This window comes from Streptococcus mobilis (genome assembly GCF_059727625.1).
The window spans coordinates 1,268,030-1,293,512 of sequence record NZ_AP041823.1; the positions used below are offsets into that span (position 1 = coordinate 1,268,030).

Genomic DNA, 25,483 nt, shown 5'->3' on the forward strand with positions numbered 1-25,483 from the left:
TTTCTTATTTCCCATCTAAAATCACACCCATTTGAGACAAAGGTTCACCAAGTTTGGTCACAGCTTCTGCCAATTCCTTGGTATCTTCCTTGGATAAATCTGTGTAAGACTTATAGTTTGATTCATCTGTCATGTGTTTGTCCAATAGAGCATTGACATTTTTGAATTCTGCTTCCAAGGTTTTAACCAATTTAGCATCTTTTTTCTCAATCAAAGGTTTAAAGAGAGAGAAGATCTTTTCAGCCCCTTCAATGTTGGCACGGAAGTCGTAAAGATCTGTATGAGAGAAGACTTCTTCTTCACCTGTAATCTTTTGCGTTGCCACTTCATTGAGCAAATCGACAGCTCCGGTCAACATGATATCCGGTGTGACTTCTACTGTAGCAATTTTAGCTTTCAACTCCTTGATATCGTTCACCAGTTGGTCAGCATATTTGTCTGTTCCATCTGTAGTATTGTTTTCCCAAAGGATACGCTCAATCCGGTGGAAACCTGACCAGCCATCTTCTGATTTATTTTCATCCACATAATCCACCAAGCGGTAGTCGATCTTGACATCCGATTCTCCGAAAGTTTCAGCGATCGGTTCGGAACGTTCATAGGCCATACGGATCAAGGGGTATTGCTTTTTGGCTTCTTCCAAATTCCCGTCTTTTAGGGTAGCTCGGAATCCTTCTGTATCCTTGAGCAATTGGTCAATTTGCATTTCAACAAAGTCTTTGTATTCAGCTGTCGCATTGTCCAAGGTCTTCTGGTCAGCCTTTGACAAGTGCACCGTTGAGCTGGTTTGCGTCTTTTGACTCGACTGTTTGCTAGTAGAATTTGCACACCCTGCTAAAAGAGCAACACTCAATAAGAGTAGACTATATTTTTTCATGAAAGACCTCTCCTCATTTGTTCTTGCCCTTATTTTACCAGATATTTTCTCATTTTTCAATAATTGTCTGAAAATTTAATAATAGAAAAACTTTTCTAAAAATCTGTCTTTTACAAAAGAATATCTTTGACCCGTCCGATTTCGGATTCTTTAACCACCACAAAGATGCTATCCCCTAGATACAAGCGAGTCGCGCCATTGACCGTATAGCTCTTACCGCTTCGCATTTGCGTGGTGATCAAGATATCTTGAGGGAGGTGCAGTTCATGAACTTGCTTACCTGCAATCTTTTCTGATACAGGGATCTCAATTAAAGTCAACTCTCCTTCTTCTTGCGCCTTATCCGGCAACAATTGCTCGAGCATGGCTTCATAGACTGGCGCTCCATGGAAGAGATCCATGATCATATAAGCCAGCAAGGTCACCATACCTAGGGGCATTAAACTGCGAATATCACCGACCATCTCTGTTACCAAGATCATCGCTGTTAAAGGTGCTTTTGAAATAGCTCCAAAATACCCACTCATTCCTAAAATGATGAAAAGAGGCAGCTGATTTTGAGAGATAAAGCCAATGTTTTGGAGGAAGGTTCCAACGATGGCCCCTAAAAGTGATCCTAATGCTAGTATGGGCAGGAAGATGCCACCTGGTAAGCCACTACCATAGCTCAACATACTCCAGATGAAACGGATCGCAAAATAAAGAAGGATGGTCAGCACTGTATACGGTACTCGAGCTAAATCCAAGACTAATTGGTTCCCACCACCAAGAATTTGAGGAAGAAAATAGCCGATTGGAAGAATCAAGACAAAGGCAAATAAAGAAGAATAATTAGAAGGAACATGGAAAATCTTCTCTAGCAAACGATAGAGTCGACCGATATTAAGGACCACTATTTCGTAGACATACCCTGCTGCCCCTAAAAAGACTCCAAGAAAAAGATAAATCCAGTACTGAGACAGATGGAGTGGTGGAATATTTTGAGGCATATGAAGCACTGGTGTTTGACCAAAGACATTGAGTGAAATGAAATTAGCAGTCAAACTAGCAGCCAAGGTCGAAATCCAAAAGAAACGTGAAAAATGATGGTAGACCTCTTCAACAACAAATAAGAGCCCCGCTATAGGTGCATTAAAGGCAGCTGCAAGACCAGCAGCAGCCCCACTTGCAATTAAAGACCGCTCCTCAACCGGGCTGACCTTCAAATGATGGGCCACTCCTTTTCCACCCATTGCCCCTAATTGAATACTAGGACCTTCACGACCAAGCATCAAGCCACTTCCGATGGCCAAGACACCTAGAATATACTTCTTCCACAAGGTATCCCACCAGCTCACCGCCAAGAGGCCCTTAAGCTCCGCTTCGACTTGCGGAATTCCTGATCCCTTGATATCCCGATTGGTGCGAATGAGGCGACCAGCAAGCAGTACGATCACCCCATACCCCAACAGCATCGCCAGCAAATAGAGTGGTTGACCAGACATCTCCTTGTAAACACCTTGAACGAAATGAAAAATATGTTCGATCAAAAAGCGAAAACTTGAGACGATGCAGCCCACAACGATCCCAACCAGAACACCTCTGACAATATGGGCCACAATTGAACTAGATGCAAATTGAAATTCATTTTTAAAAGCTTCTTCTTTTGCAGACATTCCCTAACTCCTTCAAACTCTTATCCTATTCATTATACCTTATTTCACTGCCTCTGAATACATGTAAAGACAGAAAAAAACAAAACCACCCTTGTTAGTTTTGTTTAGAATGTAGACAAACCATTTTATCAAGTAAAATAAGTTAAGAAATTCAAAAAAGAAATATAAATATGTTCTATTTATTATGGAACGAATAAAGAAAAGTCAAAACTTTCCGCTGTGAGAAAAGTGCCTGAAACAATACAGTTTCAGGCACTCGGAATTATTGAGACCTTAGGCTCAATAATTAGTCTTGGAACTTCGAAGAAGTTCGCTGACGTCCGTACTCACCTAAGGAAAGTTTTTAATAGAACTTTAGCTATTATTCAGCAGTTAAAGCTGCCATTGTGATGTAGTTGTATGGTTTGTTGAAGTGTGGCAAGAAGAACAAGTCAGTCAAGGCCAATTTATCAATCGTCACGTGTTCTTGAATCGCAAGCGAGAACATGTGGATAGCCATTGAGATGGCGCTATCACGTGATACCATTTGAGCTCCAAGGATTTGACGTGTGTCTTTATCATAGACGATCTTGATACCAACTTCGTAGTTATCGTGTTTGATAAATTCAGGTTTTTGAAGGTCGTTAAAGCCAGTTTCAGTGGCATTGAAGCCTGCAGCTTTCGCTTTTTCAAGAGTCAAACCAGTTGAAACCATGTGAAGGCCATAGATAGAGATACCGTTAGAACCTTGAACACCGATTCCTTCTAATTCATGACCAGTCGCATTGTAGGCACCGACAATACCTGAACGAACCGCATTAGACGCAAGAGCGATGTAGCTCATTTCGTTACGAGCGTTATCGAAGATAGTCGCACAGTCACCAACTGCGTATACACCTGGAAGTGACGTTTCTTGTTTCTTATCAACAAGGAAAGCACCGTTGCGGAAGAGTTCGATCTTACCATCCGCAAGAGCTGTATTAGGACGGAAACCAACAGCCAAGATAACCATATCTACATCGAAGGTTTCTTTATCGGTTACAAGGCGTTCTACCTTACCATCTCCTTCAACCGCTTGAACTGTTTGTCCAAGTGCCAAACGGATGTTGTGGTCTTCCAAGTTTTTCGCCATGATGTCAGTGAAGTCTTTGTCGTAGTAGCCATTCAAGACAGTGTCCACGATATCCACCAAGACAACATCTTTACCAAGACGTTCGAAAGCTTCAGCAAGTTCAACACCGATGTAACCACCACCAACGACGGCGATACGATTCAAGTGTTTGCTGTTGTCTTTCAATTTTTCGATGACTTCTTCAGCATTTTGGTACAATTTAACGAATTGAAGATTTTCAAGAGTTGCTTTGAATTCGCGATTACCAGGTACGATTTCAACTCCTTTAATTGGAGGAATGATTGGTGTTGATCCAGTCGCAAAGATCAATTTTTCGTAAGATTCTTTGTGTTCTTTTCCATCAACTTCTGCAGTCACCACTTTGTTGTCATAGTCAATTGAAAGAACAGGTGAATTCATGTAGACTTTTGCGCCTTTTGCTTCCAATTTTTCTTTGTCAGAGTAGAAAAGACCTTCAGGACCATCGATTTGCTCACCGATCCAAAGCGCCATCCCACATCCAAGGAATGAAATGTTTGAGTTTTGGTCAAAAACCACAATTTCATTTTCATTTCCGAAATTATCTAACATAGTGTTGATACAAGCTGTTCCGGCATGGTTAGCCCCAACAACAACGATTTTACTCATAGAATAAATCCTACCTTTAATTTAATTTACTTCTTGAGTATATCATAAAAATGATATCGGTTACAAGATATTTGCTCAATATTTGTGATCTTTTTTTCAATTTTCCAGAAAATCACACTTCACATGTTTCAAAAAATGTCAAACAATATGCTTGAAAGGATTGTGAAAACGATATCTTTTTGATATACTGTAAGTGAGTGAAAATAGGAAAGGATAGATTTTTAGTGGACCTAAGTAGTCGATCCGAACGGTTGATGGGTACGACCATCACTGTTTCGATCTGTCACCCACAAGCGAATGAACTCTTAGCCCGCTGCTTTGAACTTCTTCGCTCCTACGAACATCGCTTCAGTGCTAATGATGCAAGTTCTGAACTCATGGAGGTCAATCACCAAGCTGGTATTGCTCCTGTCCAAGTTCATCCAGATCTTTTTGAACTGATTGCATTAGGTACCTTGCATAGTCAAGCTCAAGACAGCCATTTAAACATCGCCATTGGTCCTCTTGTACAGACCTGGCGAATTGGATTTTCAGATGCTAGACGTCCCCAGCAAGGGGAAATTGATCAAGCCCTGGCCAAAATCGATCCTCACCAAATCCAGCTCGACCCAGAAAACCATACGGTCTTTCTAATGCGTCCTGGAATGAAGATTGATTTAGGAGCCTTGGCTAAGGGCTATAGCGCAGACTGCATTGCGACCTTTTTAAAGAGTCGGGGAGTTACAGATGCCTTGATCGATCTCGGAGGAAATATCCTCACTGTCGGTCAACACCCCATCAAACAACAGCCTTGGCGGATTGGTATTCAAAATCCAGTCGAAAAAAGAGGTCAGCACCTACTGGTCCTCTCCGTCAAGGATAAATCTGTTGTCACCTCTGGCATCTACGAGCGTCATTTAGAAGTTGACGGCCAGTCGTTTCACCACATTTTTGATAGCGCGACGGGCTATCCGGTCGAGACAGACTTAGCCAGTATCACCATCATATCTGATCGATCCGTAGACGGGGAGATATGGACTACCCGCTTGTTCGGGGAATCTCCTGCTTTTATCCTCAACACTGTTGAATCACTTCCTGGTATAGATACCTTATTGGTTTCTCAATCAGGCAAGATCGCCTATACAAGTGGGCTTCAATCTTATTTATAATTCTCCTATCAGAAAGGAATTTTCCATGATAAAACTTATTGCGATTGTGGGGACTAACTCCAAACGTTCTACAAACCGTCAACTGCTTCAATATATGCAAAAACATTTTGCTGATAAGGCTGAGATCGAATTGGTCGAAATTAAAGATATCCCTGTCTTTAACAAACCAGCCGACAAACAAGTACCTGAAGCTGTCTTGGATATTGTTGCAAAAATTGAGGAGGCTGATGGGGTCATTATTGGGACTCCAGAATACGACCACTCTATTCCAGCAGTCTTGATGAGTGCACTCGCTTGGCTCTCATACGGAGTCTTCCCATTGTTGAATAAACCAGTCATGATTACTGGGGCTTCGTACGGTACGTTGGGATCTTCACGCGCCCAACTCCAACTTCGCCAAATCTTAAATGCTCCAGAAATTAAAGCGACTGTTTTGCCAGATGAATTCTTGCTCTCTCATTCATTGCAAGCCTTTGATCAAAATGGAGACTTGGTGGATTTAGATGTCATTCAAAAATTAGATGCCATCTTTGATGATTTCCGTGTGTTTGTGAAAATCACAGACAAATTGCGCAACGCCCAAGAATTGCTTCGAAAAGATGCTGAAGAATTTGACTGGGAAAACTTGTAAGATAGGAGACAGAAAAGAATGAAATTTGTTGGACTTGTAGGATCGAACTACGATCAATCATATAACCGTAAACTTTTGGAATTCATTCGCCGCCAATTTAAGATCAAATTTGAATTGGAAGTTCTTGAAATCGATGAAGTTCCAATGTTTAACCAAGATGAAAAATGGGACGAAAGTTTCCAATTACGTCTTTTGTACAATAAAATTACTCGAGCAGATGGTGTCATCATTGCTACTCCAGAGCACAACCATACGATCTCTGCTGCTCTTAAATCTGTTCTTGAATGGCTATCTTTTGAGGTGCATCCATTTGAAAACAAACCAGTAATGATCGTTGGTGCTTCCTACTATGATCAAGGGACATCACGTGCTCAGGTTCACCTCCGCAAGATCCTTGATGCTCCAGGTGTCAATGCTTATACTCTTCCAGGTAATGAATTCCTTCTTGGAAAAGCAAAAGAAGCTTTTGACGAAAACGGCAATATCATCAACGAAGGAACCGTCAAATTCCTCGAAACCTGCTTGGATAATTTTATGAAATACGTTGAGGTTGTATCTAAATTGAAAAAACCAAAACCAATTGAACCAGAAGATTTAGATTGTAATCATCCAATTGCTACAACTGTTACTGAGATCGATCCGGATGATCCAGATTGGGTTGAAAAAGTAGCTGAACTTACAGGTGCTGTTTCTGGAGATACTTATGTCAAACTTGACCACGGTATCCTAACCGTTGACCAAATTAATATGTTCTTGAAGGCCATGCCATTTGAGTTGACATATGCCGATGATAACAACCAATTCCTCTACTACAACAATGCTCATCAAGATCCAGATACCATGTTTGCCAAACGCGTGCCACCTCAATCTGGTAGCCGAATGTCAACCGTTCACGGATCCCTTCCACCAGCACGTATGAAAAACGTTGAATGGGTAATCGGCACTCTTCGCAACGGAAACCAAGAATATGTTCGAACCATTGTTCCAGGATCTCCTGAAGGCGTGATCAACACCCACAACTACCAAGCTATGTATTATGAAGATGGTTCTTACGCTGGTATCAATGAAATTGTCTTCAACTTCAAACCATGGTTAGACTGGTACCTGCAAACAACAGGTCAACGCCTTGTAGGTGGTAGCGGACCATTTGCTCCTGCTGGTGGTCATGGTGATGCAGATGCAACTTCTGGTGCTTCTGATGCTGGAGGACATGGTGACGGAGGCCACGGAGATGCTGATGCCACTTCTGGTGCAAGCAACTAATAAAAAAATGAAGCTACGTGCTTCATTTTTTTATTTTAACTCCTTGATAATCTTCTTAGCATCTTCGTTTGAAATTGCCCCTAGCTGCACATGACCAATCTTCCCTTGGCTATCAATGAAGACTTCTGTAGGAATGGAACGTACTTGATAGTTCGCAAAGGCAGAGCCATCTGGATTATACAAGACGGGCACTGATGGATAATCTTGTTGGGCAAACCATTCGACGAACTCTTCTTCTGTTTTTTCCCCTTGCATTCCCGGTGCCATAACCGTGAGAATCTCAAAATCTCTATCCGTATCCTTGACCAATTTCTCTAATTCGGGCATACTTTGCCGGCAAGGTCCACACCAGGTTGCCCAAAATTTCAAATAGACTTTTTTGCCTCTATAGTCTGAAAGTTTGACCGTATTCCCCTTCATATCCTTTAGTTCAAAGTCACTAGCGTCTTTTCCTACCAAAGGATTCTTAGTCGTTGTTGTATTCATTGTTGGCTGATTGCCCATACTACTCTCGCTGGATTGATCCATGGAACAAGCTGACAGCAAAGCTAGAGAAAGTACTGAGAAACAAGCGTATTTAAAACCTTTCATCATGCGTTAAACCTCCGGATTATTTTATGAAAAGATAGATGACAAACTGTTCAATTGTCCCAAAAGTAAGAGAATTCCCATCAGAATAATGATGGCTCCGCCGATTTTCTTCAGCAACAACAAATGGGGTTTGAGACGATTAAAGTAAGGTAGGACCAGACTAGATGCTAAGGCCAACAGTAAAAACGGAAGAGCCATTCCCAAGGTATAAACAAGGAGATAAATAGCTCCCATAAGAGCATCTTGCCCATCTGATGCTGCTAGAGCAAGAACTGATCCCAATACAGGGCCGATACAAGGCGTCCAACCAAAACTAAAGCCAAGACCAAGGAGAAAAGCTGAAAACAATTCATTCTTCTGTTTGTTGGCTCCAAAATCTACTGATTTTTGCTTTTCAAGGAAATGAAAATGAAAGACTTCCATTTGATGAAGACCAAGGATAATGATGAGGGCTCCCATCAGATAACGGAACCAATTGGTGTACATGATCTTTCCAAGCAAGCCCGCTCCAAAACCAATGAGGAGGAAAATAACAGAAATACCTGCAATAAAACAAAGGGTTTTCAGCAAGCCATGCCAGCGAATTTTTTTCCCGAACAATCGGATAGCCTTTTCCTGATCACTTCCTAGCAAGATTCCAATATAAACCGGCAGCAAAGGAAAGACACAGGGAGAAAAGAAAGACAGAATACCCGCAAGAAAAACTGTCAATGAAAAAATGATTGGATTCATAGTTCACTCCGTATATTGATATGCTACATTCAGTATAACATTGATTGACCTATAATAAAAATTTCTGCTACGTTCTTTTGCTATATTTTGGATTTAGGTACTAGTTTCAAAAGAAAAACCCTAAAGCACAAAACTTTAGAGTCTAAGTTGTGGTGAAAAACTAAAAGAATATATAAGGCACATTCAAGTATACATTGAAACTTTCCGCCGTGAGAAAAGTGCTAGAAACAGTGATGTTTCTAGCACTCGGGAGTTTTGAAACCTTAGATTCAAAACTAAGTCATGGAACTTCTATGAAGTTCGCTGACGTCCGTACTCACCTAAGGAAAGTTTCTAAGAGGATATTATCTTCAATCTATTTCTAAAGCACAAAACTTTAGAGTTTCTAATATAACTTATTCTTCTGCCGTTTGTTTATTTGGTAATACGAGCGATAAAAGAATCCCGATGACTACTGGCACTAACCATGGAAGAGATTGAGCCGCAAATGGAAGCAAAGCAATCCCCTTTTCTACTAGTGAAATTTTAAAGGTATTTGCCAGAACACTTGCAAGAGAGACCAAGCTGGCCAAGAAAATAGTCAGTTGCATTCCTAGTTTTGAAAGAGCCACAAATTTATTCACTATCACAAGCAATACAATGGTAATGGTGATTGGGTAAAGAATCATCAAGACTGGCAATGAGAAAGCAATAATGGTATTCAAGCCAAGGTTGGCAATCGCAAAACCAATCAGAGTGAAGACACTTGCATAGACCTTGTAAGAAACCTTAGGGAAGGTGCTATGGAAGAATTCACTGGTAGAGACGATTAAACCAGCAGTTGTGGTAAAGCAAGTTACCGTCACCATTCCTGCTAGGAAAATCTGAGCAGTCGGACCAAAGATCGCTTTGGTAGCTTCTGATAATACATACACCCCTTTATTGCTATCAGATGCCATAACAGAAGCTGGAATAGGAAAATGATTCCCCAGATATCCTAAACCGATATACAGCACACTAAAACCAAGGGCTACAACAATTCCAACCAACCAAATAGTCTTGATGTATTCTCTCTTACTTGAAAATCCAAGTTGATTCAAAGTAGTCACTGCGATCACACTAAAGGCAACAGATGCCAAGGCATCCAAGGTATTGTACCCCTCTAAAAATCCTTGCCCAAAGGCAGATGCCTGATAAGCTTTTGTAGCCACCATTGGAGCATGCCCACTGTATTTTAGAGCTCCAAGAACGACTAAGATCAAAATGAGAATCGCAAAGATCGGGGTCAAAATACGACCGATTCGATCTAGAATCTTAGATGGATTCAAAGCAATCAGAAAGGCAAGCAAAAAGTAGACCAGGGTAAAAATGAAAAGTGCTAAACTGGCATTCATTCCACCTAATAAGGGGGCTGTCCCCACTTCGAAAGATACCGTCGCCGTTCTTGGAATGGCAAAGAAAGGCCCAATCGAAAGATACAGCGCAACTAAGTATACAATTGCGAAAACAGGTGAAATCTTACGAGAAATCTCATCAATATAACCTTTGGGATTGAGTGTCCCGATAATCAAGGTCACAATGGCAATTCCCACGCCTGAAAGGACAAACCCAGCAATTGCTGGCCAAAATTGATTACCCGATAAAGCACCAAGAGTCGGCGGGAAAATCAGGTTTCCAGCACCAAAAAAAATACCAAACAGTAATAAACCTGTCAGGGAACCTTTTCGTAACATACGATCTCCTTAAAAAAACGATAATCTTAACTTTATCAAATTCATTTGAAGAATGCAACTTATTTGCATGAACAATCCGCTATTTCTATCAGTCATTATGGTACAATGGATGTAAGATTTTACGAGAGGTAAAACATGTATCTATATCTATTCTGGTTATTTCCAGCTCTTATCTTTTTATTGTTCTTTATGAGTGATCGCAGAAGGCTTTTCAATGCTTATCTCTTTTCGATAAACCTAGGACTTCTTCTACTGATTTCTGCATTTTTACTAGTCGTTCGAACTGAGCTATGGTTTAATCAACAAATTGCAATGATTGTCTTTGTTGTGATTTCCATCCTCGTTTTTCTCAGCATTATTTTCTCATCTATCTTTCTCCTTTTTAACGGCCGTCAAATGATGCTTTTTGAAGGAAAAAGACTGGCCAACCTCCTCTCGCTGCTCTATGGGCTGTTTATTATCGGAGCTTTGGCACTACATTTTCTACCCTATTTCCCAGGGAATGACATCCTCATCTATCTGACTGACTTTGCCCTGTTTTACATGACCTTTCTCTACCTCTCTTATATATCCTATGGGACCTTTTGCAATCTCTTTCCAGTTCGCAAAGAGCCAGACGCCATTATCATTCTTGGTTCAGGTTTGATTGGAGAAAAGATTCCCCCACTCTTGGCCCAGCGTCTTGAGAAGGGAAAGGCCGTCTATGAGCAGTTCAAGAAACGACCAAAGTTGATTGTTTCTGGTGGTCAAGGGTCAGATGAGCTGATCGCTGAGGCAGAAGCTATGGCCGGATACTTGATGGAACACGGGGTTCCAGAAGACGCCATTCTCATCGAGAATCGCTCTCGTACTACTTTTGAAAACCTGACCTTTAGCAAGTGTATCCTTGAAGAAGAGGGGCTTGGCAAGCGAGTCCTTGTGGTAACCAATTCTTTTCACGCGCTCCGTGCAGGTGTCTTTATGAGACGATTGAAAATACCCGGTCGAAGTATCGGTTCAAGAACAGCCTTTTACTATCTCCCATCCGCTTGGATTCGAGAAACCGTTGGCTTGGTTTCACTCTATTGGAAATGGCATGTTTCCTTCCTAGCTCTTCTGTTTCTGCCTTGGTTCTTTACACAAATCATGAAACTAATTGAGTTCTTCATTAAATATCTAAACTAAAGAGAGTGGGACAGAAATCGGTAATTCGTTAGAATTCGATTTCGTCGTCCCACCTCCGCACAGTTGAGTAGGGCTGTAAAAGCTGATGAAATCAGCCTAGTAGAGCCCACTCAACCACTGCGTCTTGCTCGACAATCCAAAAATATTTGAGAGGCTAGGACTTTTGTCCCAGCCTCCTTCTTGTCTAGTGGTCACTAAAGCGTCTATATTTAATGCGGAAATCGAAATAATTTTCTTCCTGCAGTTTACGGAAAATATCGCGATAAGCCTCTTCGTCAAAGTGATCACCCCGATAGAGAATTTCAAAGCTCAGTCCTTCGTATTCTAAAAAGGCATTGGCAGTTTTAAATCCATTTCGCTTATAGAAATCCATCCGAGACTGGCGTTGCTCTAGATTGTCACATTCTTCATCCAATCGTTCCACTTCAAGAATCATGGTTCTTTGGTAAAATTCTACCAATTTTTCAATGATTTCTTGACCATAACCGTGGCTACGTAGGTGGGGCATAATGGCAAAGAAGCTAACATAAAAAACTTTCTGATTATAGATAGAAAAAGCAAATCCTACAAATTCTTCTTCGTTATAAAAAGCAAAAAAATTAGCATCGTCATTGTCCGTATAACGCAGGTATTCCGACAAAGGAACTCGCTCTTCTTCTGGAAATGCCTCGATATTCAGCCTCTCGACCTTGTCCAGATCTGGGAACGTTTCCGTGATTAATTGACTGGTTAAGCTCATAAAAGCCTCCTTTTCTGCCCTGATTATACCAAAAAAAGTAAGGGCCTTCAACTATCGAAGCTTGTCGCTGGTTCCTGAAGTTGGTATAATGACACTATGAAAAGAATTCAACGTGTGGACCTCATAGATGGTCCTATTTTACCCGCTCTTTTGAGTTTCGCCTTTCCTATTCTTTTGTCCAATATCTTTCAACAACTCTACAATACCTCGGATGTTATGATTGTAGGGCGTTTTTTAGGTCAAAAATCATTGGCTGCCGTTGGAGCAACCTCTGCTATTTTTGATTTGATCGTTGGATTTGCTGTCGGTGTTGGAAATGGGATGGGCATCATTATCGCGAGAAATTATGGAGCCAAAAACGAAGACCAATTACGAAAATCAGTCGCCGCAACTGCTATTATTGGTGGCATCCTCAGTCTCTTTGTGATCTTCATTGGTGCTGTCGGACTTTTTCCCATGCTCCAATTTTTAGGAACCCCATCAGCAATTGTGTCTCAGTCTTATCTCTATATCTCCACTATTGTCAATGGTGTGGCTGTGACCTTTGCCTATAATCTTTGCGCTGGACTTCTTAGAGCGGTTGGCGATAGCTTAGCGGCACTCTACTTCCTGATTATCGCTGCCATTCTCAATATTCTTCTCGATCTATATTTTATTACCCAACTCCATCTCGGAGTCCAATCCGCTGGAATTGCGACCATTATTGCCCAGGGTATTTCGGCCCTTCTTTGTCTTCTCTATATTCGTAAGAAGGTCCCTTTTCTGCTCCCGCATCGCAAGGATTTTGTTTGGGACAAGGAGCTTTATCAGGATCTGCTAAGTCAGGGCCTTGCCATGGGCCTCATGACTTCCATCGTTTCGATTGGAACGGTTATCCTCCAATCCGCTATTAATCAGCTTGGAACAACCATTATCAGTGCACAGATCGCAGCCCGTCGTATCATGTCCTTTGCCGTTTTACCGATTACAGCTATCGCCTCAAGTATCACAACCTTTATCTCGCAGAATTTTGGCGCAGAGCAATTCCAGCGGATCAAAAAAGGCGTTACCATTGCCAACCTTCTTTCTTGGGTTTGGTCTGTCTTGGTTGCTGCTCTTCTATTCTTCACAAGTCCGTCTTTAACCAGCTTTATTTCCGGCTCGACAAATCCTGATCTCATTGCAAATGCCAGTCTTTATCTCCAGATCAGCTCTTGCTTTTATCCTATTTTGGCGAGTCTCATCATCCTGAGAAATGCCCTACAGGGAATGGGTAAAAAATTAACCCCACTCACATCCAGTTTTATTGAATTGTTTGGAAAAATTTTCTTCGTTCTGTGGATTATTCCTCACACCGGCTACATGGGGGTCATTCTCTGCGAACCCCTTATCTGGATTCCCATGACCCTACAGCTCATCATAATCTATCGAAAAATCAGGTACCAACTCCTTACTGAATAGTGATTGATTAACAAGACCAAAACAACTTCTGCTCATTTGAACAGAAGTTGTTTTTAGATATCTAGTTATTAGAACAAACCGATGGCTGTTCCATCAGCAGCCACATCCATATTCAAAGCAGCTGGACGTTTTGGTAAGCCAGGCATGGTCATGACATCCCCAGTCAAAGCGACAATAAAGCCTGCTCCCAATTTTGGAACCACTTCACGAATAGTGATTTCAAAGTTTTCAGGAGCTCCCAAGGCGTTTGGATTATCTGAGAAGCTATATTGTGTTTTGGCCATACAGATTGGCAACTTATCCCATCCATTTTTCACGATTTGGGCAATTTGTGTCTTGGCTTTCTTCTCAAAATTCACCTTAGTACCGCGGTAAATCTCTGTAACAATCTTTTCAATTTTTTCTTCAACAGAAAGGTTGTTATCATACAAGCGTGTGTAGTTAGCTGGACTTGTTTTAATAGTCTTGACTAGCGTTTCAGCAAGGTCAACTCCACCGTCCGCACCATTCGACCATACACTCGCAAGCTCAACTGGTACATCAATTTCAGCACACAATTCTTTCAAAGCAGCAATTTCTGCTTCTGTATCGGTGATAAATTCATTGATGACAACCACTGCAGGAATGCCAAACTTACGGATATTTTCAACGTGGCGTTTCAAATTGGCAAAACCAGCACGAACAGCCTCTACATTTTCTTCTGTCAGAGCATCCTTAGTCACTCCACCGTTCATCTTAAGGGCACGGAGTGTCGCTACGATTACGACTGCATCTGGTGATGTAGGCAAGTTTGGAGTTTTAATATCGAGGAATTTTTCAGCACCAAGGTCAGCCCCAAAACCAGCTTCTGTAATCGTATAGTCAGCTAAATGAAGAGCTGTCGTCGTTGCTAATACAGAGTTACATCCATGGGCGATATTGGCAAATGGACCACCGTGAACAAAGGCAGGTGTACCATAGATGGTTTGAACCAAGTTTGGCTTGATCGCATCTTTGAGGATCAAGGCAAGAGCCCCTTCTACTTCTAAATCACGGACATAAACTGGACTACGATCATAGCGGTAACCAATTACAATGTTGGCCAAACGACGTTTCAAATCTTCAATATCTGTCGCCAAGCAAAGGATGGCCATGATCTCAGAAGCAACCGTAATATCAAAACCGTCTTCACGCGGAATCCCATTTAAAGGACCGCCAAGACCGACAGAAACATGACGAAGAGCGCGGTCATTCAAGTCCACTACCCGTTTCCAGATAATCCGACGTTGGTCAATTCCTAGCTCATTTCCTTGGTGCAAATGATTATCAATCAATGCTGAGAGAGCGTTATTAGCCGTTGTGATCGCATGCATATCCCCTGTGAAATGAAGGTTGATATCTTCCATCGGTAGAACTTGGGCATAACCACCACCAGCAGCACCACCTTTAATCCCCATAACTGGACCTAAAGAAGGTTCGCGAATGGCAATCATGGTTTTTTTACCGATTTTATTCAAAGCATCTGCTAGACCAATGGTGATGGTTGATTTCCCTTCTCCAGCTGGAGTTGGGTTGATCGCAGTGACTAAGATAAGTTTTCCTACTGGATTTTTCTCAACTTCACGAATCTTATCAAAGCTCAATTTCGCCTTGTATTTTCCATACAATTCAAGATCATCGTCAACCAAACCAATCTTCTTAACAACGTCCACAATCGGTTGGAGTTCAATGCTTTGAGCAATTTCGATATCTGTTTTCATAAGGGACTCCTTTATATTTGATAGATCTATTATACCTAAAATTCGCGAAAATAACATAGTTTTTCCACCTTTTGAATCGAACGTTCGTTTTTTATCTAAATTTTATGGCGACACATAGCTAATCCTAATAGCTTCAGAACTTTACTTACGTATCTTTTTTGTGTAAAATAAGCATATGCATATTTTAATTACATCTGGCGGGACAAGCGAAGCCATTGATAGCGTTCGTGCGATCACCAATCATTCCACTGGGAGCCTAGGGAAAATCCTTGCAGAAACGGCTCTTGCTAAGGGACATCAGGTGACCTTGATCACAACGCCTACCGCGCTTAAACCTGATCCTCACCCACAGCTTCGTCTTCTATTGATCCAGAATGTCGAAGAACTAGTCGCACAAATGAAAACAGAAGTCCCTCATCATCAGGTTTTGATTCACGCTATGGCTGTTTCAGACTACACACCTGTTTACATGACAGGCCTTGAGGAAGTTGAGAAAGCTCAAGACCTTCATAGCTTTATCCATCGCGAAAATCAGGAAGCGAAAATTTCTTCCAAAGAAGAATACCAGGTGCTCTTTCTAAAGAAAAATCCCAAGATTATCTCGCTCGTCAAAGAATGGAACCCTGCTATTCAACTGATCGGCTTTAAGCTATTAGTCGACGTTTCTTCTGAAGAGTTGATCCAGGTAGCGCGTGAAAGCCTCGTTAAAAATCATGCCAGCATGATCGTTGCCAATGATCTGACCAAGATTCAAAACGGTCAGCATCAAGCCTATCTAGTGACAGACGATCAGGTCCTAGAAGCTTCTACGAAAACAGAAATCGCAGAGGCTATCCTACGTTATATCAAATAAAAAGGAACATATGACACACATTACTTTAGCGGTTACCGGTAGTATTTCCGCCTATAAGGCTGCTGATATTACCAGCCAACTAACCAAATTGGGATTTGAAGTGAAGGTCCTCATGACTCCTTCAGCCCAAAAATTTATCACCCCTTTAACCTTGCAAGTTCTTTCAAAAAATCAAGTAGGGCTAGATGTTATGATGGAAGACGATCCACGGCGGATCGAGCACATCGACATTGGGGAAGAAACTGACCTCTTTCTTGTCGCGCCAGCCAGTGCCAATACCATTGCTAAATTGGCTATGGGACTGGCAGATAATATGGTCACAAGCACAGCTCTAGCCTTGCCACAAAGAACTAAAAAATTACTTGCCCCTGCTATGAATACAAAAATGCTAGAACATCCCGCTACCCAACGAAATCTAAAACTCTTACAAGACTACGGTTACCAGATTATCCAACCTCGTGATGCTGTTCTTGCTTGTGGGGACAAAGGTTCTGGAGCTCTAGCGACTGTAGAAACTATTGTTGAAGCTGTTAAGGAGAATTATTTATGAGAAAGTCATCTTCTATTTCACGAATTGCCATCTTTTTTGCGGTGATGATCACCATTCACTTTGTAACGTCCTTCATTCTGCAATTCGTTCCATCAGGAATTCAACCAACCTTGGTTCATATTCCTGTCGTGATCGCCTCCATCATATACGGTCCACGGACTGGAGCTATCTTAGGACTCCTCATGGGACTCTTTAGTCTCACTATGAATACCTTGGTTTTAACACCAGCCAGCTATCTCTTTAGTCCCTTTGTCCCTCACGGGAATCTATACTCCCTTATCATTGCCATAGTCCCTCGGATTCTCATCGGGGTAACTCCTTACTTCGTCTATCGCTGGATTCGCAATCGTACTGGACTTGTGATCGCTGGAATTGTCGGCTCTATGACCAATACTGTTTTCGTTCTAAGTGGGATTTACTTCTTCTTTGGTAACAGTTTTGGAGGGGGAATTCAACATTTCCTAGCCTTGATTGTATCTACCAACTCTCTCATCGAAGTCATTGCGACAGTACTCATTACCAGTGCTGTCGTTCCATCTCTTGAAAAATTAAAATAACCTTCAAAGCCAAGACCAATTTATCTTGGCTTTTTTTGATGGTGAATTAACCCTATTTTTTTGAAAAGATTTACAATTATCGCTAGAATTTTCTGAAAAAATTTGCTATAATGTAAGCGATTAAATTATAAGCAAAAAGGAGACGCTTGCATGACCTATCAAGAAAACTACCAAAAATGGCTCGACTTTGCTGAATTACCAGCTTACCTTCGTGATGAGTTGGTCGCAATGGATGAAAAAACAAAAGAAGATGCCTTCTATACCAACCTTGAATTCGGTACAGCTGGTATGCGTGGATTAATCGGTGCTGGTACCAACCGTATTAATATCTATGTTGTTCGCCAAGCAACTGAAGGATTGGCCCAATTGATCGACTCAAAAGGTGAGGAAGCGAAGAAACGCGGAGTTGCGATCGCTTACGATAGCCGTCACTTCTCTCCTGAGTTTGCTTTTGAATCTGCTCAAGTTTTGGCTGCACATGGTATCAAATCGTATGTATTTGAAAGCCTTCGTCCAACACCGGAATTGTCATTTGCCGTTCGTCACCTCCACACATTTGCTGGAATCATGGTAACCGCTAGCCACAACCCTGCTCCATTTAACGGATACAAGGTTTACGGTGAAGACGGTGGACAAATGCCTCCAGCAGATGCTGATGCATTGACAGATTACATCCGTGCTATCGAAAATCCATTCTCTGTGAAATTGGCTGACCTTGAAGAAAGCAAAGCTAACGGCCTGATTGAAGTTATCGGTGAAAACGTCGACGCTGAATACTTGAAAGAAGTGAAAGGCGTTAACATCAACCAAGACTTGATCAATGAATACGGTCGCGACATGAAGATTGTCTACACTCCACTTCATGGTACTGGTGAAATGTTGGCTCGTCGTGCTCTTGCCCAAGCTGGATTTGAAGCTGTTCAAGTTGTTGAAGCTCAAGCTGTTCCAGATGCTGACTTCTCAACTGTTAAATCTCCAAACCCTGAAAACCAAGCTGCCTTTGCTCTTGCTGAAGAACTTGGTCGCAAAGTAGACGCTGATGTATTGGTTGCAACTGACCCAGATGCTGACCGCCTTGGTGTTGAAATCCGCCAACCAGACGGTTCTTACCTCAACCTTTCAGGTAACCAAATCGGAGCAATTATCGCTAAATACATTCTTGAAGCTCACAAAACAGCTGGTACACTTCCTGCCAATGCTGCCCTCTGTAAATCCATCGTATCAACTGAGTTGGTGACTAAGATTGCAGAAAGCTACGGCGCAACAATGTTTAACGTCTTGACTGGTTTCAAATTTATCGGTGAAAAAATCCATGAATTTGAAACACAACACAACCATACTTACATGCTTGGTTTCGAAGAAAGCTTCGGTTACCTGATCAAACCATTCGTACGTGACAAAGACGCTATCCAAGCCGTTCTTATCGTTGCTGAAATCGCTGCTTACTACCGTTCACGTGGTATAACTTTGGCAGATGGTATCGAAGAAATCTACAAACAATACGGTTACTTCGCAGAAAAAACCATCTCTGTTACCCTTTCAGGTGTGGACGGAGCTGCTGAAATCAAGAAAATCATGGATAAATTCCGTGGCAATGCTCCTAAACAATTTAACAATACAGACATTGCTATGACAGAAGACTTCTTGGAACAAACAGCTACTACTGCTGACGGCGTTGAAAAATTGACAACTCCTCCAAGTAACGTGCTTAAATACATCTTGGCTGATGATTCATGGTTTGCCGTTCGTCCTTCAGGTACAGAACCAAAAATCAAATTCTACATCGCTACAGTTGGTGAATCTGAAGCAGATGCCAAAGAAAAAATTGCAAATATCGAAGCAGAAATCAATGCTTTCGTAGGCTAAAACACGAGGCTGGGACAAAAGTCCTAGCCTCTCAATTATTTTTGGATTGTCGAGCAAGACGCAGTGGTTGAGTGGGCTCTACTACGCTGATTTTATCAGCTTTTACAGCCCTACTCAACTGTGCGGAGGTGGGACGACGAAATCGAATTCTAACGAATTACCGATTTCTCTCCCACTCTCTCTTTCTTTCGTAGCAAATACCAGCGATTTTATAGAAAATATGGCATACTAGACATAGAAGAAAGCGAGGTAATCTCATGGAACAATTTTTAGAAGATATTAAAGATCTTGAAGTGACAACTGTCACGCGTGCGCAAGAAGCGATCGATCAAAAAGAAACAGCGACCTTCTTTATCGGACGCAAGACTTGTCCTTACTGCCGGAAATTTGCTGCTAAGTTAGCAACTGTCGTAGCTGAAACAAAAGCTCATATCTACTTCATCAATAGTGAAGAACCAAGTCAGCTAGATGCGTTACAAGCCTTCCGCTCAACCTACGGTATCCCAACTGTCCCAGGATTTTTACATATCGAAGCCGGTGAAGTCAGTGTTCGTTGCGACTCATCTATGTCTGAAGAAGAAATCAAAGCATTCGCTCATTTATAAAAAAATTAGCTAGAGAATAATCTCTAGCTAATTTTCATTTACCATAAAAATTGTCCAACTTTTAGAATTTTTTTCATCAAACTATTATAGTAGACTATTTTTCATTTTAAGAAAAATATTGGAAATTCATGCTCCTCTAGCCTACCATCAAGATTAAAGTGTTTTGTAAACCATTTTCTGTACTTTTCAAATAGTAATTCATTTATGAATATGGTAGCAAATATCAAGATTAAGAAGATAGTAAGATATATTTTATTTACATTATTAAAGTCAGTTGTATAGTTCATAACTGTATAGTACCTTATAAAATAAAAATAAAGAAAGAAACATATCGGCACAAAATTTAAATAAAGCAAATAACTGCATAAGAATAGAAATTGGTGTTTCTTTGATCTTCTTCTGTAATGCATTTTATATGTTTTCGTTATTTTATTGAATAAAGGAAACCTGCTTTTAAAACTTCCATAATATTTTGGCGAGGCGTGGTAACCAAGCCAGTGAAGTATTTTAAAATTTAACTCACGAGTTAACCAAAATAAATTGTAAAATATAAATAAATAAATAATGATAAAGCTGATTTTCACATGATTAGAATATAATTTGTAAATCATATAATAATATACGCCAGCCATAAAATAATTAAAACAAGTTAATATAAAAAAGATGATACTAGCAAATATACTACGAGGTCCTATAAAATTTTTATCTGAATAATCTGGTATATAATCCATATAACTTACATAATCCTATTCTTTCTTCATAAACTTATGCTCTATATTAAATTAAAATGAACGTTCATTTATTAAATGCTTCCCAGATCTTTTGCTGGGGTTTAGCAAAAGGATAGTCCGAAAATTCTTCTGGTGTTAACCAAACAGTCGATTCACTTGCTGGCTGCTCTCCTTCTTTTACTAGGCCGTATCGAATCTGAACCTGCCACTTGCGATGCGAAAAGATATGCTGAACGATAGGATACGATCTGTCCTGCCAATCAATGGCCAAGTCATAGTCCTGTTCAAAAGAAATAATTTCTGGGTTACTCTCTACTTCCCTCTTACTATCCAGTAGTGATAATTGGCCTAGGTTCTCAGATAGGCTATCCACTTCGATCAAGGGAAAATGCCAGAAACCTGATAAAAGCCCTTCTCGCTCATTTTTCTCCAGCAAGTAGCGACCTTGACTATCCTTGATAATAAAAGCTGTGAGATAGACAGGTAGTGGTTTCTTCTTAGGAGCCTTGATGGGATAACGATCCATGGTCCCATGTTGGTAGGCCGCGCTAAATTCCTTAACAGGACTCTCTTCCGGCCGTGGATTGACTGGCGATTCAATATCGGACCCCAAATCCATCAAAGCCTGATTGAAATCACCCGGACGGGCCGGATCGATCAAGAATTCCATCATGGCTTGAAAAATCTTGCGATTAGTCGGGACTCCGATATCGTAGTCCACCTCAAACAAGCGGGCTAGGACACGCATGACATTGCCATCCACTGCTGGCTCTGGTAATCCAAAGGCAATACTAGCAATGGCACCAGCTGTATAAGGCCCAATTCCCTTCAGTTTAGATATTTCCTCATAACTTGATGGGAACACTCCTCCGTGATTTTCCATTATCTGCTGGGCAGCCTTCTGCATATTGCGGACACGTGAGTAATACCCCAATCCTTCCCAAGCTTTTAAGAGTTTTTCTTCGGGGGCTTGAGCCAAATCAGCGACCGTCGGAAACCAGTCTAAAAAACGCTCATAATAAGGAATCACCGTATCGACACGTGTCTGCTGGAGCATAATCTCTGAGATCCAAATTTTATAAGGATCCTGGGCCCTTCTCCAGGGGAGATCCCGTTTATGGGCATCATACCAGGCTAATAACTTTTCTCGGAAAGAGGCGATTTTTTCCTCCTCCCACATGGTAATCCCGTAATCTTTTAAATCTAACATATTCCTAGTATACCATAGAATGAGTTAGAGTTTAGAAATTCTGATTTTATAAAGAAAAAGAGGCTGGGACAAAAGTCCTAGCCTCTCAATTATTTTTGGATTGTCGAGCAAGACGCAGTGGTTGAGTAGGGCTCTACTACGCTGATTTCATCAGCTTTTACAGCCCTACTCAACTGTGCGGAGGTGGGACGACGAAATCGAATTTTAACGAATGACCGATTTCTGTCCTACTCTCTAAATGCATTACTTATTGTTCTACAGCTTGAGCTGCTGTAATCAAGGTTAATTTGTAAACGTCATCTGCATTACATCCACGAGAAAGGTCGTTGACAGGTTTGTTCAACCCTTGCAAAACTGGACCTACCGCCGCAAAGCCACCAAGACGTTCTGCCATCTTGTATCCAATGTTACCTGCTTCAATACCAGGGAAGATAAAGACATTAGCTTGACCTGCCACCTTGCTTCCTGGAGCCTTCAAGGCTGCAGTTGCAGGGACAAAAGCTGCGTCAAATTGCAATTCCCCGTCAATTTCAAGGTCTGGACGAAGTTCATGAGCAAGCTTAGTCGCTTCAACAACCTTATCAACACTTTCACCGAAACCAGATCCTTTTGTTGAATAGCTCAACATAGCAATTTTTGGATCAATACCAAACATCTTGGCAGTGATAGCTGAATTGATGGCAATTTCTGCTAATCCTTCAGCATCTGGATTGATGTTGATGGCACAGTCCCCAAACAAGTAACGTTCAGATCCACGAACCATAAGGAAAGCTCCTGAAGTCCGTTTTACATTTGGACGAGTTTTGATAATTTGCAAGGCCGGACGAACAGTTGCGGCTGTTGAGTGAATCGCACCAGATACCATCCCATCAACAATTCCCATGTGAACCAACATGACACCAAAATAGTTAACGTCGTCTTTCAAGACTTGACGCGCCTCTTCTTCAGTCATTTTGCCCTTACGACGTTCTACCAAGGAAGCTACCATTTCTTCAAAACCTGGATAAGAATGAGGATCGATGACTTCATATCCATCCAAAACCCCTTCGATTTCAAGATAAATCCGAATTTTATCCGGATTACCAAGCAAGACAGGGGTTACTTCTGTCTCGTTCACAATGCGTTTTGTCGCTTGGAGGATACGAGGTTCTTCACCTTCTGGTAATACAATACGAGCATTCTTACCAACGAGGTTGGCTTTGAGATTTTCGAAAACTTCCATGAGTTTTACTCCTTTTAATAATTAATAACTAGTTTGAAGCTGTGTTAATACAGCTTGGAAATCTGGAGGCAGTGGACTTTCTATGACCAATTCTTCCTCTAGAAATGGATGATAATAGGATAGACGATGACAATGAAGGGCTTGGCGCTCAATGCCGTCTTCTAAACTCCCGCCATAGAGATCATCTCCCAAGAGTGGAAAAGCAATATGGGAAAAATGAACACGGATCTGATGGGTTCGACCTGTGTGTAACTGAATATCCACTAGGTGAATATCCCCAAAAGATTGAACAACCTGGTAGCTAGTATGAGCATACTTGCCACCTTTAGCTACCTTTCGGGTGATAATAGAATCTTCATCACGCGCAATCGGAGCAATAATCTCTCCGACAGGATCAAGCTTCCCAGATCCCTTGACCAAGGCATAATAGCGTTTTTGAATCGTTTTAGACTGCAATTGCTTATCTAATCGAGCATGAGCATAACCATGTTTGGCAAAGAGCATAACGCCACTAGTATCCTTGTCCAGGCGAGTGACAATGTGGACCTGCTGATTCTCGTAGCCTTGTTTCACATAGTAGCCTTTTACAAAATTGGCTAAGGTATTGGAATGAATCGCACTTGGAATAGAGGCAATGCCAAAGGGTTTGTTTAAGACCAAAAAATGATCATCTTCAAACAAAATATCCAAAGGCCGATCCATAGGTTTTAAGGTTTCAAAACCTTCTTCTGCCGGAATATCGATAACCAAGTGATCCCCAATATCCAACAAATAGATCGCATTCTCCGGACGTCCATTGACAAGGATCTGGCCACCACGAAACTTAATCTTTGCTAAGAGACCCTTAGAAACCTCATGCTTTTTCAGGAAGGTCTTAACCTTGACATGCTCATCGACAATGAATTCAAATCTCATTCTCTATCATCTCCGATAAAGGCATCCTTGACCCGATTCCAGAAGCTGGTGTGACTGGAGCTTGCCACAAAATTAATCTTATGGTTGTCAATCTGATATTCTACCTTTGCAATATTACGGTAAGAATAGGTTGAATTATCAACAGAGATAATGTGGAAGCCAGGTCTTGTCGGTGTAATCTCGATCTTATCCTTTTTAGGGACAATGACAGAAGAACCCAAGGTACGATAAACACGGTTGTTGAGACTGGCGATCTCAGCGATCTGTAGCGCCTCAATAGTCGGGTGAAGGACTGCTCCTCCCAAGGATTTGTTGTAAGCCGTACTTCCTGTAGGAGTCGAAACGGTAATCCCGTCTCCTCTAAAGCGCTCAAAATCCACACCATTAATCGTGAGATCAGCAACCATGGTCCGGTCGCTTCTCTTAATCGTTGCTTCGTTCAACGCTCTCATGGTACGGGTTTCCCCATTTTCAAAAGTAATCTTGACATTCAAAATAGGGTAGGAAACCTTAGCTCCAGTATCATATTTTAAGTTCTCAACCAGCTTATCGATTTCACTGTCTAAGTAATCTGTATAGAATCCTAAATGTCCGGTATGGACGCCAACAAATCGCACCCGATCCAACTGGTGTTCATACTTGTGAAAGGCCGATAGCAACATCCCATCACCACCAATTGAAATCACAATATCCGGGTGCTTCTCCGTCAAAATAAAATTATTTTTCCGAAGCTTGTAGCGCAACTGCTGAAAAACCTCTTCACTTTGACGCTTGCGATTGCGAATAATGGATACTTTTTTACCTGTAGTCTTCATCTGTGTCATCACTATTTCCAACGCCATCATTTAACTTACGATGAAGTGGATCAAACAGGGCTTGAGCCTCCTGAATCGCATCCCGAATTGCCCCCATCTCTTCATCCAAGAGATAGGCCAGGTTTGCTGTCGTCTCTAAGCGTTTTTTGATCTCGTCTGGAAAGTCTCCTTTATATTTATAATTGAGCGAGTGTTCAATGGTTGCCCAAAAATTCATGGACAAGGTCCGAATTTGAATCTCTGCTAAGATCGTTTCATTTCCATCAATGGTATCGACCGGATACTCGACCACGACGTGGTAACTCCGGTAGCCACTTGATTTCTTGTGGCGGATATAATCTCGCTCTTGGACCACGCGCATATCCTGCCGTTGTCTCAGAACCTCTAGGATCTCATCCACATCATCTACAAACTGGACCATGATGCGAAGACCAGCAATATCTTGCATATCCTGAGCTAGATTTTCTTCAGAAATATTTCTTCGGATCATCTTCTCACGGATGCTCTCAATCGGCTTGACCCGTCCTGTGACAAACTCAATTGGAGAATGCTTTTGTTGCTTACGATATTGCTTACGAATCCCACGCAGTTTGATTTTTAATTCCCCAACTGCTTGGATATACGGATCTAAGAAGTTTTCCCAATCAATTGCCATCCTACCACCTTGTAATCTGAACCATTTTTGTATACAATAAACACATCTCTTATTATATCATGAATCGCTTTCGAA

At 41.4% G+C, this 25,483-nt stretch carries 23 protein-coding genes; 10 read left to right on the top strand and 13 right to left on the bottom strand.

What is annotated here, in order from left to right; translation table 11 throughout:
* Window positions 1-4: 4 nt before the first annotated feature.
* The 3 genes from efeO to nox all read right to left on the bottom strand — a co-directional run bounded on the left by efeO (window position 5) and on the right by nox (window position 4,270).
* The gene (efeO, locus tag AC6IZR_RS05980; protein ID WP_497848240.1) at window positions 5-877 is read right to left on the bottom strand and encodes an iron uptake system protein EfeO; all 873 of its coding nucleotides are present in this window, start codon (window positions 875-877) and stop codon (window positions 5-7) included.
* Window positions 878-987: 110 nt separating this feature from the next.
* A complete protein-coding gene (locus AC6IZR_RS05985) occupies window positions 988-2,532 on the bottom strand; it encodes a ClC family H(+)/Cl(-) exchange transporter (protein WP_497848241.1) in 1,545 nt (514 codons plus the stop codon).
* Between the two features lie 361 nt (window positions 2,533-2,893).
* Window positions 2,894-4,270 carry a H2O-forming NADH oxidase gene (gene nox, locus AC6IZR_RS05990; protein WP_003001563.1) on the bottom strand — a complete coding sequence of 459 codons (1,377 nt, stop codon included), beginning with the start codon at window positions 4,268-4,270 and terminating at the stop codon, window positions 2,894-2,896.
* 224 nt (window positions 4,271-4,494) lie between these two features.
* On the opposite strand from nox, the gene AC6IZR_RS05995 reads away from it, so the two are divergent.
* From AC6IZR_RS05995 to AC6IZR_RS06005, 3 genes are read left to right on the top strand one after another with little or no spacing between them, the layout of a single operon-like run.
* Window positions 4,495-5,418 (top strand): FAD:protein FMN transferase, encoded by a 924-nt coding sequence (locus AC6IZR_RS05995; protein WP_497848242.1) that lies wholly within the window; start codon window positions 4,495-4,497, stop codon window positions 5,416-5,418.
* A gap of 25 nt (window positions 5,419-5,443) precedes the next feature.
* A complete protein-coding gene (locus AC6IZR_RS06000) occupies window positions 5,444-6,049 on the top strand; it encodes an NADPH-dependent FMN reductase (protein WP_021153165.1) in 606 nt (201 codons plus the stop codon).
* Window positions 6,050-6,067: 18 nt separating this feature from the next.
* Window positions 6,068-7,312 carry an NAD(P)H-dependent oxidoreductase gene (locus tag AC6IZR_RS06005; RefSeq protein WP_201089186.1) on the top strand — a complete coding sequence of 415 codons (1,245 nt, stop codon included), beginning with the start codon at window positions 6,068-6,070 and terminating at the stop codon, window positions 7,310-7,312.
* A gap of 30 nt (window positions 7,313-7,342) precedes the next feature.
* Here AC6IZR_RS06005 and AC6IZR_RS06010 read toward each other — a convergent pair whose 3' ends face one another.
* The 3 genes from AC6IZR_RS06010 to brnQ form a co-directional block, all read right to left on the bottom strand.
* Window positions 7,343-7,903: a TlpA family protein disulfide reductase gene (locus AC6IZR_RS06010; protein WP_497848940.1), complete on the bottom strand. Its 561-nt coding sequence runs from the start codon at window positions 7,901-7,903 to the stop codon at window positions 7,343-7,345.
* Between the two features lie 24 nt (window positions 7,904-7,927).
* Window positions 7,928-8,635, bottom strand: coding sequence for a thiol-disulfide oxidoreductase-associated membrane protein CcdA2 (gene ccdA2, locus AC6IZR_RS06015; RefSeq protein WP_003007221.1), 708 nt, complete (start codon window positions 8,633-8,635; stop codon window positions 7,928-7,930).
* 395 nt (window positions 8,636-9,030) lie between these two features.
* On the bottom strand, window positions 9,031-10,347 hold the full coding sequence (brnQ, locus tag AC6IZR_RS06020; RefSeq protein WP_003007219.1) for a branched-chain amino acid transport system II carrier protein: 1,317 nt from the start codon (window positions 10,345-10,347) through the stop codon (window positions 9,031-9,033).
* 135 nt (window positions 10,348-10,482) lie between these two features.
* On the opposite strand from brnQ, the gene AC6IZR_RS06025 reads away from it, so the two are divergent.
* Window positions 10,483-11,511, top strand: coding sequence for a YdcF family protein (locus AC6IZR_RS06025; protein ID WP_497848243.1), 1,029 nt, complete (start codon window positions 10,483-10,485; stop codon window positions 11,509-11,511).
* Window positions 11,512-11,695: 184 nt separating this feature from the next.
* Here AC6IZR_RS06025 and AC6IZR_RS06030 read toward each other — a convergent pair whose 3' ends face one another.
* Window positions 11,696-12,250 (bottom strand): GNAT family N-acetyltransferase, encoded by a 555-nt coding sequence (locus AC6IZR_RS06030; RefSeq protein ID WP_003011957.1) that lies wholly within the window; start codon window positions 12,248-12,250, stop codon window positions 11,696-11,698.
* A 96-nt stretch (window positions 12,251-12,346) separates the two neighbouring features.
* Here AC6IZR_RS06030 and AC6IZR_RS06035 point away from each other — a divergent pair, with 96 nt between their 5' ends.
* A complete protein-coding gene (locus AC6IZR_RS06035) occupies window positions 12,347-13,690 on the top strand; it encodes an MATE family efflux transporter (protein ID WP_497848244.1) in 1,344 nt (447 codons plus the stop codon).
* A gap of 68 nt (window positions 13,691-13,758) precedes the next feature.
* On the opposite strand, the gene AC6IZR_RS06040 is transcribed toward AC6IZR_RS06035, so the two are convergent.
* Window positions 13,759-15,429, bottom strand: a complete 1,671-nt coding sequence (locus AC6IZR_RS06040; protein ID WP_497848245.1) for a formate--tetrahydrofolate ligase — start codon at window positions 15,427-15,429, stop codon at window positions 13,759-13,761.
* Window positions 15,430-15,604: 175 nt separating this feature from the next.
* Between AC6IZR_RS06040 and AC6IZR_RS06045 the strand changes: the two genes are divergently transcribed.
* The 5 genes from AC6IZR_RS06045 (at window position 15,605) to AC6IZR_RS06065 (ending at window position 19,860) form a co-directional block, all read left to right on the top strand.
* Window positions 15,605-16,282: a phosphopantothenate--cysteine ligase gene (locus AC6IZR_RS06045; protein WP_497848246.1), complete on the top strand. Its 678-nt coding sequence runs from the start codon at window positions 15,605-15,607 to the stop codon at window positions 16,280-16,282.
* A 10-nt stretch (window positions 16,283-16,292) separates the two neighbouring features.
* Complete coding sequence (gene coaC, locus AC6IZR_RS06050) at window positions 16,293-16,832, top strand: phosphopantothenoylcysteine decarboxylase (RefSeq protein ID WP_497848247.1); 540 nt, start codon at window positions 16,293-16,295, stop codon at window positions 16,830-16,832.
* Entirely contained in the window at window positions 16,829-17,389 is a 561-nt protein-coding gene (locus AC6IZR_RS06055) for an ECF transporter S component (protein ID WP_497848248.1), read from the top strand. Before coaC ends, AC6IZR_RS06055 begins: the two co-directional genes overlap by 4 nt.
* 150 nt (window positions 17,390-17,539) lie before the next feature.
* Complete coding sequence (locus AC6IZR_RS06060; RefSeq protein ID WP_497848249.1) at window positions 17,540-19,255, top strand: phospho-sugar mutase; 1,716 nt, start codon at window positions 17,540-17,542, stop codon at window positions 19,253-19,255.
* A 257-nt stretch (window positions 19,256-19,512) separates the two neighbouring features.
* The gene (locus tag AC6IZR_RS06065; protein ID WP_247923262.1) at window positions 19,513-19,860 is read left to right on the top strand and encodes a DUF6568 family protein; all 348 of its coding nucleotides are present in this window, start codon (window positions 19,513-19,515) and stop codon (window positions 19,858-19,860) included.
* A gap of 795 nt (window positions 19,861-20,655) precedes the next feature.
* Here AC6IZR_RS06065 and mutY read toward each other — a convergent pair.
* The 5 genes from mutY to yjbM form a co-directional block, all read right to left on the bottom strand.
* Window positions 20,656-21,801 (bottom strand): A/G-specific adenine glycosylase, encoded by a 1,146-nt coding sequence (mutY, locus tag AC6IZR_RS06070; RefSeq protein ID WP_497848250.1) that lies wholly within the window; start codon window positions 21,799-21,801, stop codon window positions 20,656-20,658.
* Between the two features lie 247 nt (window positions 21,802-22,048).
* A complete protein-coding gene (gene pta / locus AC6IZR_RS06075; protein ID WP_021153149.1) occupies window positions 22,049-23,023 on the bottom strand; it encodes a phosphate acetyltransferase in 975 nt (324 codons plus the stop codon).
* Window positions 23,024-23,044: 21 nt separating this feature from the next.
* Window positions 23,045-23,938, bottom strand: coding sequence for an RluA family pseudouridine synthase (locus tag AC6IZR_RS06080; protein WP_497848251.1), 894 nt, complete (start codon window positions 23,936-23,938; stop codon window positions 23,045-23,047).
* Window positions 23,935-24,753 carry an NAD kinase gene (locus tag AC6IZR_RS06085; protein WP_282188909.1) on the bottom strand — a complete coding sequence of 273 codons (819 nt, stop codon included), beginning with the start codon at window positions 24,751-24,753 and terminating at the stop codon, window positions 23,935-23,937. Before AC6IZR_RS06085 ends, AC6IZR_RS06080 begins: the two co-directional genes overlap by 4 nt.
* Window positions 24,737-25,408, bottom strand: a complete 672-nt coding sequence (gene yjbM / locus AC6IZR_RS06090) for a GTP diphosphokinase (protein WP_003003504.1) — start codon at window positions 25,406-25,408, stop codon at window positions 24,737-24,739. Before yjbM ends, AC6IZR_RS06085 begins: the two co-directional genes overlap by 17 nt.
* Between the last annotated feature and the right edge of the window lie 75 nt (window positions 25,409-25,483).

What these genes read in the sequence shown, in the direction of transcription:
- AC6IZR_RS05985 (WP_497848241.1), bottom strand. Translation starts at nt 2,532, where the DNA reads ATGTCTGCAAAAGAAGAAGCTTTTAAAAATGAATTTCAATTTGCATCT.
- nox (WP_003001563.1), bottom strand. Translation starts at nt 4,270, where the DNA reads ATGAGTAAAATCGTTGTTGTTGGGGCTAACCATGCCGGAACAGCTTGT.
- mutY (WP_497848250.1), bottom strand. Translation starts at nt 21,801, where the DNA reads ATGTTAGATTTAAAAGATTACGGGATTACCATGTGGGAGGAGGAAAAA.
- AC6IZR_RS06005 (WP_201089186.1), top strand. Translation starts at nt 6,068, where the DNA reads ATGAAATTTGTTGGACTTGTAGGATCGAACTACGATCAATCATATAAC.
- brnQ (WP_003007219.1), bottom strand. Translation starts at nt 10,347, where the DNA reads ATGTTACGAAAAGGTTCCCTGACAGGTTTATTACTGTTTGGTATTTTT.
- AC6IZR_RS06035 (WP_497848244.1), top strand. Translation starts at nt 12,347, where the DNA reads ATGAAAAGAATTCAACGTGTGGACCTCATAGATGGTCCTATTTTACCC.
- AC6IZR_RS06080 (WP_497848251.1), bottom strand. Translation starts at nt 23,938, where the DNA reads ATGAGATTTGAATTCATTGTCGATGAGCATGTCAAGGTTAAGACCTTC.
- coaC (WP_497848247.1), top strand. Translation starts at nt 16,293, where the DNA reads ATGACACACATTACTTTAGCGGTTACCGGTAGTATTTCCGCCTATAAG.
- AC6IZR_RS06040 (WP_497848245.1), bottom strand. Translation starts at nt 15,429, where the DNA reads ATGAAAACAGATATCGAAATTGCTCAAAGCATTGAACTCCAACCGATT.
- yjbM (WP_003003504.1), bottom strand. Translation starts at nt 25,408, where the DNA reads ATGGCAATTGATTGGGAAAACTTCTTAGATCCGTATATCCAAGCAGTT.
- AC6IZR_RS06045 (WP_497848246.1), top strand. Translation starts at nt 15,605, where the DNA reads ATGCATATTTTAATTACATCTGGCGGGACAAGCGAAGCCATTGATAGC.
- AC6IZR_RS06010 (WP_497848940.1), bottom strand. Translation starts at nt 7,903, where the DNA reads ATGAAAGGTTTTAAATACGCTTGTTTCTCAGTACTTTCTCTAGCTTTG.
- AC6IZR_RS06060 (WP_497848249.1), top strand. Translation starts at nt 17,540, where the DNA reads ATGACCTATCAAGAAAACTACCAAAAATGGCTCGACTTTGCTGAATTA.
- pta (WP_021153149.1), bottom strand. Translation starts at nt 23,023, where the DNA reads ATGGAAGTTTTCGAAAATCTCAAAGCCAACCTCGTTGGTAAGAATGCT.
- AC6IZR_RS06025 (WP_497848243.1), top strand. Translation starts at nt 10,483, where the DNA reads ATGTATCTATATCTATTCTGGTTATTTCCAGCTCTTATCTTTTTATTG.
- AC6IZR_RS06085 (WP_282188909.1), bottom strand. Translation starts at nt 24,753, where the DNA reads ATGAAGACTACAGGTAAAAAAGTATCCATTATTCGCAATCGCAAGCGT.
- AC6IZR_RS06000 (WP_021153165.1), top strand. Translation starts at nt 5,444, where the DNA reads ATGATAAAACTTATTGCGATTGTGGGGACTAACTCCAAACGTTCTACA.
- AC6IZR_RS06030 (WP_003011957.1), bottom strand. Translation starts at nt 12,250, where the DNA reads ATGAGCTTAACCAGTCAATTAATCACGGAAACGTTCCCAGATCTGGAC.
- ccdA2 (WP_003007221.1), bottom strand. Translation starts at nt 8,635, where the DNA reads ATGAATCCAATCATTTTTTCATTGACAGTTTTTCTTGCGGGTATTCTG.
- efeO (WP_497848240.1), bottom strand. Translation starts at nt 877, where the DNA reads ATGAAAAAATATAGTCTACTCTTATTGAGTGTTGCTCTTTTAGCAGGG.
- AC6IZR_RS06055 (WP_497848248.1), top strand. Translation starts at nt 16,829, where the DNA reads ATGAGAAAGTCATCTTCTATTTCACGAATTGCCATCTTTTTTGCGGTG.
- AC6IZR_RS06065 (WP_247923262.1), top strand. Translation starts at nt 19,513, where the DNA reads ATGGAACAATTTTTAGAAGATATTAAAGATCTTGAAGTGACAACTGTC.